At 71.9% G+C, this 17,327-nt stretch carries 15 protein-coding genes; 8 read left to right on the top strand and 7 right to left on the bottom strand.

Going from position 1 to position 17,327, the window contains the following annotated elements; all coding sequences use genetic code 11:
• Position 1 precedes the first annotated feature (1 nt).
• Positions 2-940 (top strand): acyltransferase domain-containing protein, encoded by a 939-nt coding sequence (locus tag IE307_RS00670; protein ID WP_191295468.1) that lies wholly within the window; start codon positions 2-4, stop codon positions 938-940.
• On the opposite strand, the gene chvE is transcribed toward IE307_RS00670, so the two are convergent.
• Both chvE and yczR read right to left on the bottom strand, forming a co-directional pair.
• Positions 937-2,031: a multiple monosaccharide ABC transporter substrate-binding protein gene (chvE, locus tag IE307_RS00675; RefSeq protein WP_308436323.1), complete on the bottom strand. Its 1,095-nt coding sequence runs from the start codon at positions 2,029-2,031 to the stop codon at positions 937-939. The genes IE307_RS00670 and chvE overlap by 4 nt on opposite strands.
• 175 nt (positions 2,032-2,206) lie before the next feature.
• Complete coding sequence (gene yczR, locus IE307_RS00680) at positions 2,207-3,592, bottom strand: MocR-like transcription factor YczR (RefSeq protein ID WP_191295469.1); 1,386 nt, start codon at positions 3,590-3,592, stop codon at positions 2,207-2,209.
• 96 nt (positions 3,593-3,688) lie between these two features.
• Between yczR and IE307_RS00685 the strand changes: the two genes are divergently transcribed.
• Both IE307_RS00685 and IE307_RS00690 read left to right on the top strand, forming a co-directional pair.
• Positions 3,689-4,861 (top strand): M20 family metallopeptidase, encoded by a 1,173-nt coding sequence (locus IE307_RS00685; protein WP_191295470.1) that lies wholly within the window; start codon positions 3,689-3,691, stop codon positions 4,859-4,861.
• Between the two features lie 71 nt (positions 4,862-4,932).
• Entirely contained in the window at positions 4,933-6,144 is a 1,212-nt protein-coding gene (locus IE307_RS00690) for a PucR family transcriptional regulator (RefSeq protein ID WP_191295471.1), read from the top strand.
• A gap of 101 nt (positions 6,145-6,245) precedes the next feature.
• On the opposite strand, the gene IE307_RS00695 is transcribed toward IE307_RS00690, so the two are convergent.
• Positions 6,246-6,536, bottom strand: coding sequence for a DUF4342 domain-containing protein (locus IE307_RS00695; RefSeq protein WP_191295472.1), 291 nt, complete (start codon positions 6,534-6,536; stop codon positions 6,246-6,248).
• Positions 6,537-6,670: 134 nt separating this feature from the next.
• Here IE307_RS00695 and IE307_RS00700 point away from each other — a divergent pair, with 134 nt between their 5' ends.
• Entirely contained in the window at positions 6,671-7,030 is a 360-nt protein-coding gene (locus tag IE307_RS00700) for a hypothetical protein (protein ID WP_191295473.1), read from the top strand.
• A gap of 67 nt (positions 7,031-7,097) precedes the next feature.
• On the opposite strand, the gene IE307_RS47400 is transcribed toward IE307_RS00700, so the two are convergent.
• Positions 7,098-7,688, bottom strand: coding sequence for a LysM peptidoglycan-binding domain-containing protein (locus tag IE307_RS47400; protein WP_191295474.1), 591 nt, complete (start codon positions 7,686-7,688; stop codon positions 7,098-7,100).
• Between the two features lie 331 nt (positions 7,689-8,019).
• On the opposite strand from IE307_RS47400, the gene IE307_RS46525 reads away from it, so the two are divergent.
• Complete coding sequence (locus IE307_RS46525) at positions 8,020-8,247, top strand: DUF2188 domain-containing protein (RefSeq protein ID WP_229904253.1); 228 nt, start codon at positions 8,020-8,022, stop codon at positions 8,245-8,247.
• A gap of 36 nt (positions 8,248-8,283) precedes the next feature.
• On the opposite strand, the gene IE307_RS00715 is transcribed toward IE307_RS46525, so the two are convergent.
• The gene (locus IE307_RS00715; protein ID WP_191295476.1) at positions 8,284-9,288 is read right to left on the bottom strand and encodes a Ppx/GppA family phosphatase; all 1,005 of its coding nucleotides are present in this window, start codon (positions 9,286-9,288) and stop codon (positions 8,284-8,286) included.
• A 197-nt stretch (positions 9,289-9,485) separates the two neighbouring features.
• Between IE307_RS00715 and IE307_RS00720 the strand changes: the two genes are divergently transcribed.
• Positions 9,486-12,104, top strand: coding sequence for a SpoIIE family protein phosphatase (locus tag IE307_RS00720; protein ID WP_191295477.1), 2,619 nt, complete (start codon positions 9,486-9,488; stop codon positions 12,102-12,104).
• A 4-nt stretch (positions 12,105-12,108) separates the two neighbouring features.
• Here IE307_RS00720 and IE307_RS00725 read toward each other — a convergent pair whose 3' ends face one another.
• The gene (locus IE307_RS00725) at positions 12,109-13,326 is read right to left on the bottom strand and encodes a GAF domain-containing protein (protein WP_191295478.1); all 1,218 of its coding nucleotides are present in this window, start codon (positions 13,324-13,326) and stop codon (positions 12,109-12,111) included.
• Positions 13,327-13,433: 107 nt separating this feature from the next.
• Positions 13,434-14,576 carry a carboxylate-amine ligase gene (locus IE307_RS00730; protein ID WP_191295479.1) on the bottom strand — a complete coding sequence of 381 codons (1,143 nt, stop codon included), beginning with the start codon at positions 14,574-14,576 and terminating at the stop codon, positions 13,434-13,436.
• Between the two features lie 156 nt (positions 14,577-14,732).
• Between IE307_RS00730 and IE307_RS00735 the strand changes: the two genes are divergently transcribed.
• Together IE307_RS00735 and IE307_RS00740 are read left to right on the top strand one after the other, a co-directional pair.
• The gene (locus tag IE307_RS00735) at positions 14,733-16,283 is read left to right on the top strand and encodes an FAD-dependent monooxygenase (RefSeq protein ID WP_191295480.1); all 1,551 of its coding nucleotides are present in this window, start codon (positions 14,733-14,735) and stop codon (positions 16,281-16,283) included.
• A 210-nt stretch (positions 16,284-16,493) separates the two neighbouring features.
• Positions 16,494-17,312, top strand: a complete 819-nt coding sequence (locus IE307_RS00740) for an ANTAR domain-containing response regulator (protein ID WP_229904254.1) — start codon at positions 16,494-16,496, stop codon at positions 17,310-17,312.
• Positions 17,313-17,327 lie beyond the last annotated feature (15 nt).

Raw genomic sequence — 17,327 nt, forward strand, 5'->3', positions numbered from 1 at the left:
CGTGGACCTGGAGGAGATCGCGGCCCGGCTGGAAGTTCCCGTCGAGGAGGTCGAACGCGTGCACCGGCTCGCGGGCGACCTGCCGTCCGCTCCCCTGCCGGCGAAGGCCGACGCGCCCGCGATCCTCGACCGGCTCGCGGTGCCGCCCGAGGACGCCGCCGAGATCCTGGCGGGCTGGCCGGACTCTCCACTGTGGACTCCGGAGCTGCACTGGCTGCGAGACCGCTCGACCGCCCTGGTGCTGGCCGACCTCGGCGGTCACGGCTGGCTGTCACCGGGCCCGGAACTGCCGCGCGACCGGAGTCCCGCCTGGCGCCACCTCTACGTCTACTCGTTCCTGGCCCTGGTCGACGTCGTGACGAAGTACCACCGCGACCACGGCATCGCCGGCGCCGTGTCGTGGACGACCCTCGCGGACCTGGGCCGCAACCTCGCGATCGACCGGCGGATGCGCGGCGAGGGCTGGCCGGTCATGCGGAGCTGGCTGACCCTGCACTCGCGCGGAGCCGTCTACGAACTGGGCCGGTTGCAGCACCACCGCGGCGACACCGCGATCTCCCTGCACATTCCCGACGCGGGACCGCTGACCCCGGACGCGGTCGAGGCGTCGCTCGACGAGGCCCGCGCGTTCTTCCCGCGCCACTTCCCCGGCGAGCGGTACACGGCGTTCTCCTGCGGCTCGTGGTTGCTGGACCCCCAGCTGCGGGAGTACCTGCCCGCGGACTCCAACATCGTGCGGTTCCAGCAGAGGTTCGAGCTGGAGCCCGGCGTGGAGCCCGAGGCGCCGGACGCCGACGTCGAGGTGCTGCGGTTCGTGTTCCGCACACTCACCACCCCGCTCGACGAGCTGCCGCGCCGCACGGTGCTGCAACGGGCGGTCGTCGAGCACCTCCAGGCGGGCCGTCACTGGCACTGGCGCCGCGGTCGTTTCCCGCTCTAGCGGAGCTGGTCGTCCGTGTAGTACCCGGACTCCACGAGAACCTTGTGGTAGTTGGACTTGTCGACGCTCACCGGGTTCAGGAGGAACGCCGGGACGATCTTCACGCCGTTCTCGTAGTCGTTGAGGTTGTTGAGCTGCGGCGGTGTCCGGCCCTTGAGCACGGCCTCCGCCATCGACGCCGTGGCCGTCGCGAGTTCGCGGGTGTCCTTGTAGATCGTCGAGTACTGCTCGCCCGCGATGATGGACTTCACCGACGGGAGCTCGGCGTCCTGCCCGGTCACGACCGGGAAGGCGGGGCCGTAGCCGTTGTTCTTCAGCGCGGTGAGGATCCCGAGGGAGATGCCGTCGTAAGGCGAGAGCACGCCGTTCACCTTGTTGCGGCGGTACGCCGTGGTGAGGATCTCCTCCATGCGCTTGCGGGCGGTCTCGCCGTCCCACCGCAGGGTCGTCACGGCCTGGAAGTCCGTCTGACCGCTGCGCACCACCAGCTTGCCGTCGTCGATGTACGGCTTGAGCACCGACATGGCCCCGTTGAAGAAGAACACCGAGTTGTTGTCGTCCGCCGAGCCGGCGAACAGCTCGACGTTGAACGGACCCGCGGCGGCGCCGGGACTGCCGTCCACGTTGCGCAGACCCAGCCCGGACAGCAGCGACTCGGCCTGGTAGATGCCCACCCGGAAGTTCTCGAAGGTCGCGTAGTAGTCGACGTTCGGGCTGCCGCGCAGCAGCCGGTCGTAGGCGATCACCGGAATCCCGGCCTCCGCGGCCATCAGCAGCGGCTGGGTCAGGGCCGAGCCGTCCACCGAGGCGATGATCAGGAGTTTCGCTCCGGCCCGGATCTGGCTCTCCACCTGCCTGATCTGGTTGGGCACGTCGTTCTGCGCGTACTGCAGGTCGACCCGGTGCCCCCGCGACTCGAGGTCGCGCTTGATGTTCTCGCCGTCGCTGGTCCAGCGCTGTGACGTCGTCGTCGGCATGGTGACGCCGACGAGGGCGCTCTCGGGTTCCTTGCTCTCCCGGCCGGCCGCGGGCGCACCGCACGCCGTCACCAGCAGGAGGATCACGGGCACCACGAGTTTCGACGATCGCATCCCTGCTCCTCGCGCGGATCAACATCGTTGTTGACGGTCGCCACGGTTCTCGAGGCAGGCCGAAGACGCGGTTGTGATGTGACCCGCGCCACAAGCGGATGTGGACGTTAACAACTCGAGGTGGACGGATCAAGCAAACGGGCGACTCAGCCATCAGAACCACGAATGGCTGCGCTCAGGCGGTCCACCCGGACACCCGCGGATCCCGCGTGGACGGAGCCGAAGAGCGCTCCCACGCCTCCCGGAGGAGATCGGCCACGACCTCGGCCTGACCGGCAGGCAGCGTGAACGGCACCCGCAGCCACCGGTCGGCCGTGCCGTCGACCGCGAAGCGCGGTCCCGCGGTGATCCGCAGGCCGAGGTCGAGCGCCGAGGCCGCCAGCCGTGTCGCGCTCGGTCGCGGGAGCTCGATCCACAACGCCATGCCCGCCCGCGGCGAGGTCCAGCGCCAGTCCGGGACACGGGCCCGCAGGGCCTCCTCGAGGGCGGCGCGGGAGCGGCGCAGCAGGTCGCGCCGCTCGGACAGGATCGCGTCCGCGTCGTCGAGGAGCCGCACCGCGACCAGCTGGTCCAGGACGGGACTGCCGAGGTCGACGGAGGCGCGTTCGTGCGCGAGTCGGTTGAGGAGCGCGGGGTCGGCGCGCATCCACCCGATCCGCAGCCCGGCCCAGAACGCCTTGTTCATCGACCCGAGCGTGACGACGTCGTGCCGCAGCACCGCGGCCGGAAGCGGCGCGGGTCCGTCCAGCACCAGGTCGGCGAACGTCTCGTCGACGGCGACGACCGCGTCCCGCAGATCGGCGAGAACCCTCCGGCGGGCGTCCTCGCCGGCGACCAGCCCGGTCGGGTTCTGCCCGTCCGGGGTCAGGTGGGCGGCCGACATGCCGGCGGGAGGCCGGTCCCACCCGGCGGCCGTGACCGGCAGCGGGACCGGACGGACGTGGTGCGCGCGCAGGGCGTCGAGGACCGCGGGGTAGGTGGGCTGTTCCACCAGCACCGGCTGCCCTGGACGGCAGACGGCGCGGACCACGAGGTTCCAGCCCTGCAGGGCGCCGCTGGTCACGAGGACCTGCTCGGGCTCGGTCGGCAGACCGCGACCGGTGAGGTGCCTGGCCACCGCGGCGCGCAGGGAGGGCAGCCCGAAGGGGTGCAGGCCGTGACCGGCGAGCTGCGACGAGAGGTCCGCCGAGGCCGCCGTCACCGCGTCGAGCAGCTGCGACGGGGCGGGCAGGGCGGCCACCGTCAGGTCGAGGACGTCGGCGGGCTCCCCCGCGACGCTGTCCGGCCGCTGGACGCGGGCGGAGGGAATGCTGATCGAGCTGCCCGCCCCGTGCGCGCTGCGCAGGTACCCCTCGGCGCGCAGCAGGTCGTACGCGGCGCTCACCGTCGTCCGGCTCACGCCCAGCGTCGCGGCGAGGGAGCGCTCGGACGGCAGCCGGGCGCCGTGGGGCAGCCGACCGTCCAGCACCAGGCCGCGCACTCCCCTCGACAGGGCGACGTAGGCGGCGCCTCCGCCGGACAGCCACGGTTCGAGCAACGCCGCCAGGCGGTCGGGACCCATGCCAACACCTCCGACTTGGCCGTGTCGCCACCAGGCCAAGTCTGGACATGATGCGCCCGCGCGGCCCGCCGAGCGCAGGAGACGGAGAAACCCATCGTGAGCGCACAGTCACCGCCCAGCCCCGGACGCGACGACGTCCTCGACCTCACCCGCGAGCTGCTGCGGATCGACACGATCAACCCGCCGGGCAACGAGAGGGAGGCTGCGGAGGTCGCCCTCGCCTACGCCCGAAGCCACGGCCTCGACGGCGACCTGCAGCCGCTGGGCGACAGCCGCGCGAACCTGCGCCTCGTCCTGCGGGGCGAGGGCGAGCAGGCACCGATCATGTACTGCGGGCACCTCGACACCGTCCCGCTGGGCACCGCGCCGTGGACGCGCCCGCCGCACGCGGCCGAGGTGGAGGAGGACGGCGTGCTGTGGGGACGCGGCGCCGTCGACATGAAGGGCGGTCTCGCCGCGATGCTCGTCGGGCTCACCACTCTGGCGCGCACCGGCACGCGGCCACCGGGAGACGTGCACCTCCTCGCCACCGCCGGTGAGGAGGTCGACTGCGCCGGCGCCCGTGCCGCCCGCGACGCCGGTCTGCTGGAGGGCGTCGGCGGCCTGGTGATCGCGGAACCGACCGATCTGGACCTCGTGGTCGCCCACAAGGGCGCGCTGTTCCTGGAGTTCGTCACCCGCGGGCGGGCGGCGCACGGTTCCATGCCCGACCAGGGCGTCAACGCCATCACGCACATGACGACCCTGCTCGACCGCCTGAGCGCGCTCGACCTCGGCTCCGCGACCGATCCCCTGCTGGGCGGACCGACCGCGAGCGTCGGCACCGTCCAGGGCGGTTCGGTGGTCAACATCGTCCCGGACCGGTGCACCGCGCAGGTCGACCTCCGCAGCGTGCCGGGCGTCGACCACGCCGTCCTGCTGCAGAGGATCGAGAGGATGCTGAGCGAACTGGCGCTCACCGTTCCTGATTTCGACGCCCGGATGACCGTGACGGGTGACTACGCGGCCGTCGGCACGGACCCCGGCGAGCCCCTGGTGCGGACCGCCCGGGAGGTCCTCGCGGGAGTGCTCGGCCGTCCGCCGGGGACGTCCGGTGTCAGCTACTTCTCCGACGCTTCGATCCTGCAGCCCGGCACCGGCCTGCCGACCGTGCTGTGCGGCCCAGGCGACCCGAACCTCGCGCACCAGACTGACGAACGCGTCCACGTCGACGACCTCCGGCGCGCCGCCGAGTTCTTCACCCTGCTCCCCCTGGCGCCGCGTTCGTGACCCGCGCTCCGCGGCGACCTCCGGCCGCAGCGGTGGGATGATCGCTCTGGCACCGGCAGGAAGGGCGTGTTGTGAGCGATCTCGACCTCCAGTCCGTCGTGGACGGTCTCGCCGAGCGCCTGCACCGGTCGGTGGCGATCGACGACCCGTCCGTCCGGCTGATCGCCGCGAGCCGCCACTTCGGTGACGAGGACGCGGTCCGCGTCCGGTCCGTCCTCGACCGGTCGATCGAGCCCGCCGTCACCGAACGCCTCTTCGCCCTGGGCATCGCCCGCTGGACCGCGCCCGGCGTCGTCGCCCTCGACGGCGCCCTGCCGCGGCTGTGCGCTCCGATCCGGTGCAACGGCATGCTTCTCGGCTACCTGTGGCTCATCGACGAGGCCGGCGCGTTCACCGAGTCCGAGATCGCCGCGGCCGACGACGCCGCCACCACCGCGGGCACGCTGCTGTACCGGCGGTTGCTGCTGCACGAGCGTTCGAAGGCCCGCCACGAAGCCATCCTCCGCGAGCTCGTCTCCCCCGACACCGCCGTGCGGGACCAGGCGATCGAGGACCTCCGCGCCGAACAGCTCTTCGGTGACGACTTCGGCCACTTCACGGTGCTCGCCGTCCAGTCCCGCGAGGCGGAGGAAGTCGCTGCCGCGCACCAGGTCGCGTTCGAGGCGGCACTGGAGGAGGGCGTTCGCCCTGTCACGGACGACGTCGCGCTGATGGTCGCGAACCGCGCGCGCGGCTGGATCCTGTTGATCCAGCGGCAACCGCCCGCGACGGCGCTCGTGAACGCGATCACCGAGCGCGTCACCGCCCGGTTGCGACGGCTCACCGACCCCGCCGCACGCCTCGCGTTCGGGCTCGGCACCACCGTCACGGACCTCAGGTCGGTCGCACTGTCCTACGAGCACGCCACACTGGCCACCCGTGCCGCACTCCTGTTGCCCGGCAAGGGAGACCTCGCCCGCTGGGGCGAACTGGGACCGTACGAGCTGCTGCTGAAGCTGCCGGTGGACGACCTGCGCACGCCGGCGGTGGCGGCGCTGGAGCAGGCGGACAACCACGACGTGCTGATCGACACGCTGACGGCGTTCTTCGACCACGCCGGCAACGTCGGGCGGACCGCGACCGCGCTCACGATCCACCGCGCCACGCTGTACCAGCGGCTCAAGAGGATCGAGCACGTCACCGGGTGCAGCCTCGACAACGGCGACGACCGGCTGCTGCTGCACCTCGGCCTCAAACTGCGCACCCTGGCCGCCGCGTACCGCGCGCGGACCCGCCCGATCTGATCAGCGCGGCCGTGACCAGGCGGGTGGCGCAACGCACACAGCAGCGGCGGCCGGGACATTCCCGGCCGCCGCTGCTCGATCCCCCTGCGCTGTCCCCTGGACTAGACCTGCTCGGTCCCGACCGTCGTCGCGGGCTCATCGCCCGGCTGCTGGCGGTTCTCGAGCGTGATCCCGCACTTGCCGACGAGCGCGACACCGGCACCGATCGTCGTGGCCACCGGTGCGGCGAGCGCCGCGACCAGCCCGATCGCCACCGGCACCTCCAGCACCACGTCGTCCTTGCTGTCACGCACGACCACACGACGGTTGATGCCCTCGCTGACCAGCCCGCGAACGGCGTCGACCACCGAGTCGACGGCGGTGCGGGCGGACTCGGACCTGGACTCAGTCATTGCTCTCCTCGAACCTGCGGATTACCCCGACGACTCAAGACTGCCCGCAACCGGGCGCGCTGCCATCAGGGTTTCCCCCTGACCTCCACCTGATTTGACCCCCAGGTGCCCTGATCACCGGCACACTGGATCTCATGGGGGAACCGAATGACAGGAACCGGCGCATCGACGCTTGGTTGGCGGAAGAGTTCGGCGACGCGAGCGCGGTCGTGCTCAGGACGAACCAACTCGTGGGGCTGTCCTTGGCCGCTCAGCGAGGAGCGGTGCCGCCGGACGAGGTGATGCAGTACTGGTACCACCAGATCTTCAGCGCGCGGATCATGGCGGCCCAGTCCGAGGCTTCGTTCATCGACGCGGCACGGGCGAAGGGCTGGCCGGACGAGACGATCGGCGAGATGCTGATGGTGGATCCGGACCGGCTCGACGACCACCGCGACGAGCAGTACTCGATCCACCTCAAGATCCATCCCGCGATCCGGCGACAGCAGTGCTGAGCACTCCCAGAACCGAGCACTCCGATGCGGAACCCCGTGGTCCCGCACCGGAATCCACCCGCCTACATCACTTGGTCGCGATCTTGTCGCCCGGCCGGATCAGGTCCGGGTTGGTCAGGAACCGGGCGTTCTTCGCCACCAGCGCCTGCCAGCCCCCTTCGACGCGGAGCTCGTCGGCGATGCGGCTGAGCGTGTCGCCGTCCTTCACCGTGTAGTCACCGTCCGGGTTGCTGGTGGACGGCGGGGCCACCGGTGCCACGGGGACCGCGCGCCGCACGGCCGTGCCGGTGGCCGGCTTCTGCCCCTGGCGTACCGGTTGTGGTGTGCCCGCGGACCCACGCCGCCCGCAAGTGCCCCAGGCTCCGATCCCCTGACTGCGCAACACGTTCTCGGCGACGCGGATCTGCTCCTCGCGGGAGGCCTGGTCCGCGCGGCCGGCGCCGCCGTTGGCCTGCCAGGTCGACTGGCTGAACTGGAGTCCGCCGTAGTAGCCGTTCCCGGTGTTGGTCGACCAGTTGTTCCCGCTCTCGCACTGCGCGATCCGGTCCCAGTCGACCGGTGCCGAGGCGGACGCGGTGCCCGCCGCTGTGGCGAAGGCCGTCGCGGAGACGGCGATGAGCACGGCACGACCGGTGAAGTTGCCACGGAGATGACGCATGTCCCTTTTCGCACACCGCCTCGCTCTCGCCTGCAGCGGCGCCTGTCCGGCGGGGGCTTTCGTCCGTGACCTGGACAGGGCGCGCCGCTGGACAGGTGAGCGGGCGGCGAGCCCTGGTGGTGCAGCGGCCTGACGACCGCAGGCTGGACCGTAAGGACGGTGCGGCGGATCCGCACGACCGGACGCGGGCAAGATCACCCGATGGGTGATGATCACGGGGCCGGCGTTTCCGCGGTGGGGGCCACGGGAAGCGGCCGCGTTCCCGGTGTGTCGAAGATCCGGCCCGTGGGCACCCTCCGGTCACCACATCCCCATCGGCAAGGAGGCCGCGTTGAAGGGCGACGTCGAGACCTACAACGAGAACGGGACCTGGAAGAACAAGGTCGAAGGCAACTCCCAGGCTTCCAGCACGCACGACACCAAGGACGAGGCGACCGCCAAGGGCCGCGAGATGGCGATCGAGCGCGGTGTCGAGCACATCATCCGCAACCTCGACGGCACGATCGGCGAGCGCAACACCTACCCGCGCGAGCGCGACCCCCGCAACATCCCCGGCTGAGCCGGAAGCGGTGCGGGGGAGGCGACTCCCCCGCACTCAGCGGTGGTGCAACGGCGTCACCGTGCCCTGCTCGGGCATGCGGACCAACGGCTGCAACGGCAACGCGACAGCGCTGTCGGCCGTGGTTTCCAAGTGGCGCAACATGATTCCCTCGCGCAACGCCCACGGGCAGACCCGCAGGCGTTCGACTCCGAGCGCGCTCATCGTGGCGTGCGCGACGACAGCGCCCGCCAGGATCTGCCGGGCCCTGGACTGCGACACCCCGCGCAACCCCGCCCGCTGCGCCGCGGACATCGTGGCCAGCCGCGGGATCCAGTCGCGGACGTCGTCGGCCGTGAGGTTCCGCGCGACGAAAGGTCCCTCGCGCTGCGACGGCGCTCCCGCGAGCCGTGCCAGTTGTTTGAACGTCTTCGAGGTCGCCACGACCCTGCGCGGCACGCTCTCCCACCGCAGCCGGTCGACCATCTCTCCCAGCGTCTCGCGCACGTGGCGTCGCAACGCTCTCAGCTCCGAGCGCCTCGGCGGGTCGTGCTCCAGGAACGCCCTCGTCAACCGACCGGCGCCCAGGGGCAGCGACACCGCGAGCTCGGGGTCGGCGTCACGTCCCAGCGCGATCTCCATCGACCCGCCGCCGATGTCCAGCACCAGCAGACGACCGACGGACCACCCGTACCAGCGGTGCGCGGCCAGGTACGTCAGCCGCGCCTCGTGCTCGCCCGACAGGAACTGCGGGCGCAGACCGACCTCCGCCTCGACGAGGTCGACGATCTCGTCGCGGTTGGTCGCGTCGCGCACGGCCGAGGTCGCGAACGGGTACAGCTGGTCGACGCCGTGCCGGTAGGCGGCGGCCACCGCGTCCGCCACGGCCCTGACCACCCGCCCGACCCCGGCCGGGCTGATCGACCCGTCCGGTTCGATCTCCTCGCCGAGCAGCGTCGGGTGCTTCACCGAATGGGCGGGCAACGGCGGCGCACCAGGGCGCACGTCGACGACCTGCAGCTGCGCGGAGTTCGACCCGATGTCCAGCACACCAAGACGCATGCGATGCACATACCCGCCCTCGCGCGGATCAACCGGCGGAGGGGCTTGAGACGTGCGGCGCCGGGGTACAGGTAGGACGGCCGTACGATGCGGTTGACGTGCGTCAAGCAGCCGGCGCCGTGGACTCCACCCTGCCGACGAAGGGAGCGCCGCGGTATGGCCATGACGACCGGGTGCCGTTCGGGAGGCAGTGCAGGATGATCGAACCGGAGCCCGGGCTCACCGCACTCGTGGACGACCTGCCGCTGGTCGTCTGGAGAGGCGATGCGCACGATCGCGCCGTCACGTTCATCTCGCGCTCCGTCGAGCGCGTGCTCGGCCACCCGCGGCAGCGTTGGCTCGATTCCGAGTTCTGGGGCGACATCACCCATCCGGATGACCGTGAGGACAGCGAACGGGTGCGCTGGGGGTCGGACTCCGACTACGAGTCGGTCTACCGGGTTCGCACGTCCGAGGGCACCCTCGTCTGGCTGATGGAGAAGGCACGGGTGCACGGCACGTTCCGCAGCGGCGTGCTGATCGACGTGACGGCCCGGCACGCCGCCGACGAACGGCAGCGCTTCCTCGACGTGCTCGATCGCGAGCTCCAGCGGCTCGACGACGCGGAAGACCTGATGGCGCTGGCGACCCGGATGCTCGGCGAGCACATGAACGTCGACCGGTGCGCCTACGCGCGCACGGAGGCCGACGAGGACCACTTCGTCATGAGCGGCGACCACGCCACGGGGCTGCCCCCGCTTCCCGGCCGGTTCGCGATGCGGGCGTTCGGCAACGGCGCGCTGGCGGCCATGCGTGCGGGCGAGCCGTGGGTGGTGGACGACGCCCTGAACGACCGGCGGCTCGACGCCGAGGACCACGAGGCCTACCGCGTGACCGGCATCCGCGCGGTGATCTGCCTGCCGCTGTTCCGCGGCGGGCGGTTCGTCGCGGCCATGGCGGTGCACCAGGCGACCACCCGGCACTGGACCCGCGACGAGGTCGACCTGGTGTCGGTCGTGGTGAACCGGTGCTGGGAGTCCCTGCAGCGGGTGCACTCCGACAGGGCGTTGCGCGACGGCGAGGAACGCCTGCGCCTGCTCGTCGACCGGGCGACGGACGCGATCTGGCTGCTGGACCACGACCTGCGGTTCGTGACTGCGAACCCGGCGACGGGCCACCTGCTCGGCTACCGGTCCGACGAGTTGATCGGCACGCCCATCACCGACCTGCTGGTGGGCGGCCTGCCCGACGACCTCTCGATCTCCCAGGTCGTGACCCTGCGCCGCGTCGACGGGACGGAGATCGTGCTGGAGCTCAGCATCCAGGCCACGCCGACCGGGCTGCAGGCGATCGGCAGGGACGTCACCGAGCGCCAGCGCGTCGAGGCCGAACGCGAACTGCGCCTGCAGCGCGAGCACGAGATCGCGGCCGCGTTGCAGGAGAGCCTGCTCCCCCGCGAGCTCCCGGCCCTGCCCCGGCTCGCCTCCTCCGCGCAGTACCTGCCGGCCGCGCAGCACTCCCAGATCGGCGGCGACTGGTACGAGGTCGTCCTGGTCGGCACGACTCGCGTCGCCCTCACGGTCGGCGACGTGGTCGGCAAGGGCCCCACCGCGGCCGCCGTCATGGGTCAGCTGCGCAGCGCGCTGACCAGTTACCTGCTCGACGGCCACTCCCCCTCGGAGTCGCTGCGGCGGCTCGACGCGTTCGCGACGCGCGTGCACGGCGCGGCCGGCAGCACATGCGCGTGCCTGGTCTTCGACTGGACCAGCGGCGAACTGTGCTGGGCCTCGGCTGGCCACCCACCGCCCGTGGTGGTCGACGAGTCCGGGGCCCGCCTGCTCACGGCGGAGAGCGGACCCGTGCTGGGCGCCGGAGGGCCGGTGCTGCCGAGCCAGCACACGGTGGCGTTCCCGCCAGGAGCCTCGGTCGTGCTCTACACCGACGGCCTGGTCGAACGCCGTGACGAGGTGCTCGACGCCGGCCTGCGCAGGCTGACCGCGGCCGCGGACGGCGCCTTCGACTTCGACCCCGCCTCCCTGGCCCGGCGCGTCATCGACGCGATGCTCTCGGACGGCCAGTCCGACGACGTGGCCCTGGTCGTCGCCCGGCACCTGCCCGCACCGCTGCAGCTGCGCCTGCCCGCCACTCCCGACCAGCTCTCCCCGCTGCGCCGCGCCGCGACGAACTGGGCGCGCCTCGCCGGACTGTCGGAGGACGCCGCCTACGACCTCGAACTGGCGCTCGGGGAAGCCGCCTCGAACGTCGTGGACCACGCCTACCCGGACGGCGGCGGCACGCTCGAATCGAGGCTCGAGAGCACCGGCCTCGGTGTGCGCGTGACCGTGACCGACCAGGGCCGGTGGCGGCCGCCCCCGGAGGACAAGGGGCATCGCGGCAGGGGCCTGAGCATGATCCACGCCGTCTCCGACGACGTCGACCTCCAGGCGGGCGAGGCCGGTACGGTCATCCGCTTCCACATCCCCGCCGCGCAGGACCACCGCACCGAACCCGCCCCGCACCGGCCCACCGGTGTCGCGAGTGGACTGTCGGACGGCGATGACGCGGACGCGCAGGTGGTCCTGCTCAGCGGCGACCTCGACGTGTCCACCGTGGACGGTCTGCGGCTGGCGCTGCTGGACCGGGTGAGCGCGCGCGATGAGAAGCCGATCGAGGTCGACCTGACCGGCGTCGGTTACCTGAGCAGCTCCGGGATCGCGTTGCTGCTGCAGGCGATGGTGTGCGCGAAGGAGCACGGCCGGGTGCTGTCGCTGGTGGCCAGCGGAGCCCCGGCACGGGTGCTCGAACTGTCCGGCCTCGCGCACACGACCAAGGCCTAGACCGCTAGCGGTTCAGGTACGCGCCCAGACCGCCGAGCTCCTCGCCCGCGATGAAGACCGACCGCACGTGGATGAGGACCTCCTCCACGTGGACGGCGCAGCCCCAGGCCGAGTCGCCCCACGAGTCCGCCACCTTGATCTCGGCCTGCGCCGGGCACCCGGCCTTGCCGCCCAGCTGGCACCGCTCGGGGTGCGGCGTCCTCGCCTGCTCGGCCGCCGCGGCGCGCATCTGCGCGGCCAGTTCCGCGGCGGCGTCCGCACGTCGTTCGGCATCCGCGCGCAGTTCCCGTTCCGCCTGAACGGCCTCGGCCAGCGCCTCCCGGGCCGCCTCGGCGCGGGCCTCGGCGGCCTGGCGCGCGACCTCCAGGTGGTGGCGTTCGATGGCCAGGGCCGCGGTGCCGGCGAAGACCCGGATGAGGGCTAGGTCGGTGTCCTGCGGGACGCGGGCGGTGCGGTGGTACATCGCGAACGTGCCCAGAAGTCCGCCGTCGCGGGCCAGGATCGGCGTGGACCAGCAGGCGCCCAGCCCGGCCTGCTGGGCGAGGTCGCGGAAGTCGTCCCAGAACGGGTCGGTGCCGATGTCGGTGACGATCACCGGTTCGCGCCGGTGGGCGGCCGTGCCGCAGGAGCCGACCCCTTCGCCGGTGGCGATGCCGTCGATGGCCTCGTTGTAGAAGGCGGGCAGGCTGGGAGCGGCGCCGTGCCGCAGGTGCAGCCCGTCCGGGTCGGCCAGGAGGACGGACACCAGCAGCTCCTCCGGTGCCAGCTCCTCGATGCACCGGGCCATCCCGTCGAGGACCTCGGCCAGCGGTGCCTGCCTGGCGATCTGCTCCAGCAGCGCGCGGTGCTCCGCCATCAACCGGTGGGCGTGCTTGACCTGAGTGGTCTCCACGCCGATCACCTGAACGCCGAGCAGGTCGCCGGCGGGGTTGCGGCGCGGTTCGCTGGTGAGGTCGAAGAACGTCTCGCGCTCGTGCGCGCCGGAACCCCGGACGACCCGCACGTCACGACGGGAGTGCGACTCGCCGGTGCGGTAGGTCTCGTCGAGGAGGACCGCGAGATCCCCCTCGCGGTCCTCACCGAAGGCGGCCAGGAAAGCCGGGCTGGCCGCCTCCACCACGTGCGCCGGTCCTGCGAAGGTCGCGAAGACAGCGGAAGACTCCCCGAACAGCGTCCTCAGGTCGTCGTCAGCTGTCTGCTCGTGCACGCCGAACGTGCTCATGGCTGCCCTCTCGCCATGCGTCACAGGCTCGCTGTTTGACCTCGGACGCTGATTGTCCTCGCCCCTCGGCGAGTACCGGAGATCTTACGCAACCAGGAAAGCGGACCTCAGCACGCAGTCGTCTCCTGTGGAGCGGTGCGGTCCGCGTTGTCGACGTCGACCAGGCTCAGCAGGGACTCCACGTCGCCGTTGCCGAAAGCACGGCGCTGCCGTTCCGCGCCTCCGCCCTCGCCGTCGAGCAGGCGCAGACCTCGTTGCACCGCAGGGAGATCGCCGTTGGCCTCGAACACCGGGGTCAGCCGGCGCACCAGGTCCTCCAGCTGGTCGCGGACGGGCCGCGGTTCGCCGGACAGGACGTCCAGGACCGTTCCCCGCATGCCCTCGTTGGACGCGCTCCAACAGGCCTGGCGCAGCACCTCCTGCGGCACCGGCTCGGCCTCCACACCACGCCCGACGTCGACGACCGCCTGTGCGACAAGGGCTCGGACGACCGCCGCGAGCAGGACCGCCTCGTCCACGGTCGCCGCGACGTCGGAGACCCGCACCTCCACGGTCGGCAGTTCGGTGGCCGGGCGCACGTCCCAGTAGACCATCGCCCTGTCCAGCGCGGTGCCCGCCGCGATCATGGTGTCGCACAGTTCCTCGTAGTGCTCCCACGAGGAGAACACCGGCGGCGGCCCGGAGACCGGCCAGCGCGACCACACCGTCGAACGCCAGCTCGCGAACCCGGTGTCCTCGCCGCCCGAGAACGGGGAGTTCGCGGTCACGGCGGCCAGCACGGGCAGCCACGGGCGCACGTGGTTGCACACCTGCACCGCGGTCTCCCGGTCGGGCACCTCGACGTGGACGTGGCACCCGCAGATCAGCTGTTGTTCCGCCAGCGCACCGAACTCACGGGCGATCCGTCGGTACCTCAGGCTGTCCGTCACCTCACCCGACGCCTCGCCGAGCGGAGGCGCGCCCACGGCGATCGCCCGGCACCCGGCCGCCCGCGCGGCCCGCGCCACCTGGCGGCGCGTCTCGAGCAGCTCCCGGCGGGCCTGCTCGACGTCGCGGCACACGGTGGTGTTGATCTCCACCTGCGCTCCGGTCAGCTCGTGCTCCAGTTCGAGCCCGAGCTGTTCTCTCGCGATGGCAACGACTTCTTCGGCCAGGTTCACCGGAGCACCGGTCTGCGGATCCACGAGGAGGAACTCCTCCTCCACACCGACCGTCGGACTCCAGACGTCCTTCGATGGCGCACCAGCCACGTTTCACCGTCCAGCTCATAGGGGAATCGCCGGTTACCCGTTCGGGGGACGAGGAAACACGGGGCACGACCATGTGGACGTCCGAAATGACTTTGCGGCGCCGCGCGGAGCGCCCCACACTGGGCCGCCGTTGCCGGAGGTGCGGATGGGTGGCAGATGTTCGACGTGATCGTGGCCGGGTGCGGGCCGACCGGCGCGGTGCTGGCGGCCGAGCTCCGGCTGCACGACGTGCGGGTGCTCGTGGTGGAGAAGGAAACAGAGCCCGTGGCGTCGTTCGCCCGCGTGGTGAGCCTGCACGTGCGCAGTCTCGAGATCATGGCCATGCGCGGGCTGCTCGACCGCTTCCTCGAACGCGGGAGGCGGCGTCCGGTCGGCGGGGTCTTCGCCGCCATCCCGAAACCCGCGCCCGAGGGCATGGAGTCCGCTTTCCTGCTGGGCATCCCGCAACCGATCGCCAACCGCCTGCTCGAGGACCACGCGGTCGAACTGGGCGCGGAGGTCCGGCACGGTGCCGCGGTGGTCGACCTCGACCAGGACGACGAGGGCGTCACCGTCGTCCTCGCGGACGGGGAACGGCTGCGGGCGCGGTACCTCGTCGGCTGCGACGGCGCGCGCAGCGCCGTGCGCAAGCTGCTCGGCGTCGCCTTCCCCGGTGAACCCTCGCGCAACGACACGTTGATGGGCGAACTGGAGGCCACCGCGCCGCCAGAGGAGATCGCCGCCAGGGTGGCCGAGGTCCAGCAGACCTCCGGGGTGTTCAGCTTCGGACCGTTCGGTGACCAGGTCTACCGCGTCGTCGTCCCCGCCGGGGGCGTCAGCGAGGACCGCGAGAAGCCGCCGACCCTCGACGACTTCCGGCAGGCGTTGCGCGCCGTCGCCGGCACCGACTTCGGCGCGCACTCCCCGCGCTGGCTGTCCCGCTTCGGCGACGCGACGAGGCTCGCCGAGCACTACCGCGCCGGCCGGGTCCTGCTGGCGGGTGACGCCGCGCACATCCACCCGCCCGCCGGAGGCCAGGGCCTGAACCTGGGCCTGCAGGACGCGGCCAACCTCGGCTGGAAGCTCGCCGCGCGGATCCGCGGCTGGGCACCGGAGACCCTGCTCGACACCTACGAGACCGAACGCCGTCCGGTCGCCGAGGACGTGCTGGACAACACCCGCGCCCAGGTGCTGCTGGCCTCCCCCGAGGCAGGACCGCGGTCGGTGCGCAGGCTGCTCACCGAACTGATGGACTTCGACGAGGTGAACCGGCACCTGCTCGAGAAGATCACCGCGATCGGCGTCCGCTACGACTTCGGCGCGGGCCCCGACCTGCTCGGCCGCCGCCTGCCCGACCTCGACCTGGTCCGGGGCCGCCTGTACGACCGGCTGCACCGGGGCCGCGGCCTGGTGCTCGACCGCACCGGACGACTCACCACCGGGGGCTGGTCGGACCGGGTCGACCTCATCGCGGATCCGGTCGCGGGGCTGGACGTTCCCGCGCTCCTCCTGCGTCCCGACGGACACGTCGCCTGGATCGGCGACGACCAGCGGGACCTCGACGACCACCTCGCCCGCTGGTTCGGCGCACCGGATTCCCGCCACGGGAGAGCCGCGGTCGGCAACACCGGCGAAGTGTCATCGAATCCGACCCCCGGAGCCGCCGGCTCCACACCTGGTGGTCCCGCCAGGTCACCGGATCGCACTGATCGAACCGAGGCGGTGTGAGCGCGGAGCCTGCTGGGTACTGAGAGAACGCCGAACACGCGCGTGTGTTCGCACGGAGGACCCCCTTCGGGTGGTCCGGCCGGCGCCGGCAGCGGGAAGTTGAAGCACTCCAGCAACCCGCCGCCGGCGTCGGTTCCAGCGCGGTGGGGACGACCCGCGCTTGTCAGGTGGCCGTAGGATCTGCTGGACGCGCGTCAAGCAGCCGGCGCCGTGGACTCCACGATGATGAAGGGGAACCGCGGCATGGCCGACTACGTGCAGGCAGGAACCGTGAGACCCGTGGATGGGACACGCCCCGACCCGGTGGCCCGCCTGGACGAGGCCACCGAGGCGTTGTCGGAACTGCACAACGCGTTCACCGGCGAGGAGTCGCTCGACGAGGCGCTGCAGCGGGTCGCGGACACGGCGGCCAGGGCGGTGCCCGACGCCGACGCGGTGACCGTGTCCGTGGTCACGGACGAGAAGCTGCGCACCGCGGCCGCCACGGTCCAGGGAGTCGTCGCGCTCGACCAGGAGCAGTACGACTCCGGCCGCGGGCCGTGCCTCGAATCGGCCCGCGAACTCGTCCCCGTCCGCGCGGTGATCGGCGAGCACCGGGAGCAGTGGCCGGAGTTCGAGACCGCGGCCGAGGCCGCCGGTGTCCGCGCCTACCTGTCGGTGCCGGTCGTCCTCCCGGCGTCCGACGCCGTCGGGGCGCGCCACATCGGCACGCTGAACATCTACAGCTTCACGGGGACGGCGTTCGACCCGTTCGACGAGGGGCTCATCCGGCTGTTCACCACGGCGGCGTCCGCGACGATCACGAGCTCCCAGCGGTGGCAGCACTCGCAGCGCCAGGTCCAGCACCTGGAGCGGGCGCTGGAGTCACGAGCCGTGATCGAGCAGGCGAAGGGCGTGCTGATGGCGGTGCACACGTGCACCGCCGAGGACGCGTTCGACATGCTCGTGGAGCAGTCGCAGCGCGCGAACACCAAGCTCCGCGACGTCGCGGCGAAGCTGCTGAAGTCGGCGACCAGGTCCTCGGGATGACCTCCAGGGCGGCGC

This window comes from Lentzea cavernae (genome assembly GCF_014653695.1).
In the GTDB taxonomy this organism is placed as follows: Bacteria; Actinomycetota; Actinomycetes; order Mycobacteriales; family Pseudonocardiaceae; genus Lentzea; species Lentzea cavernae.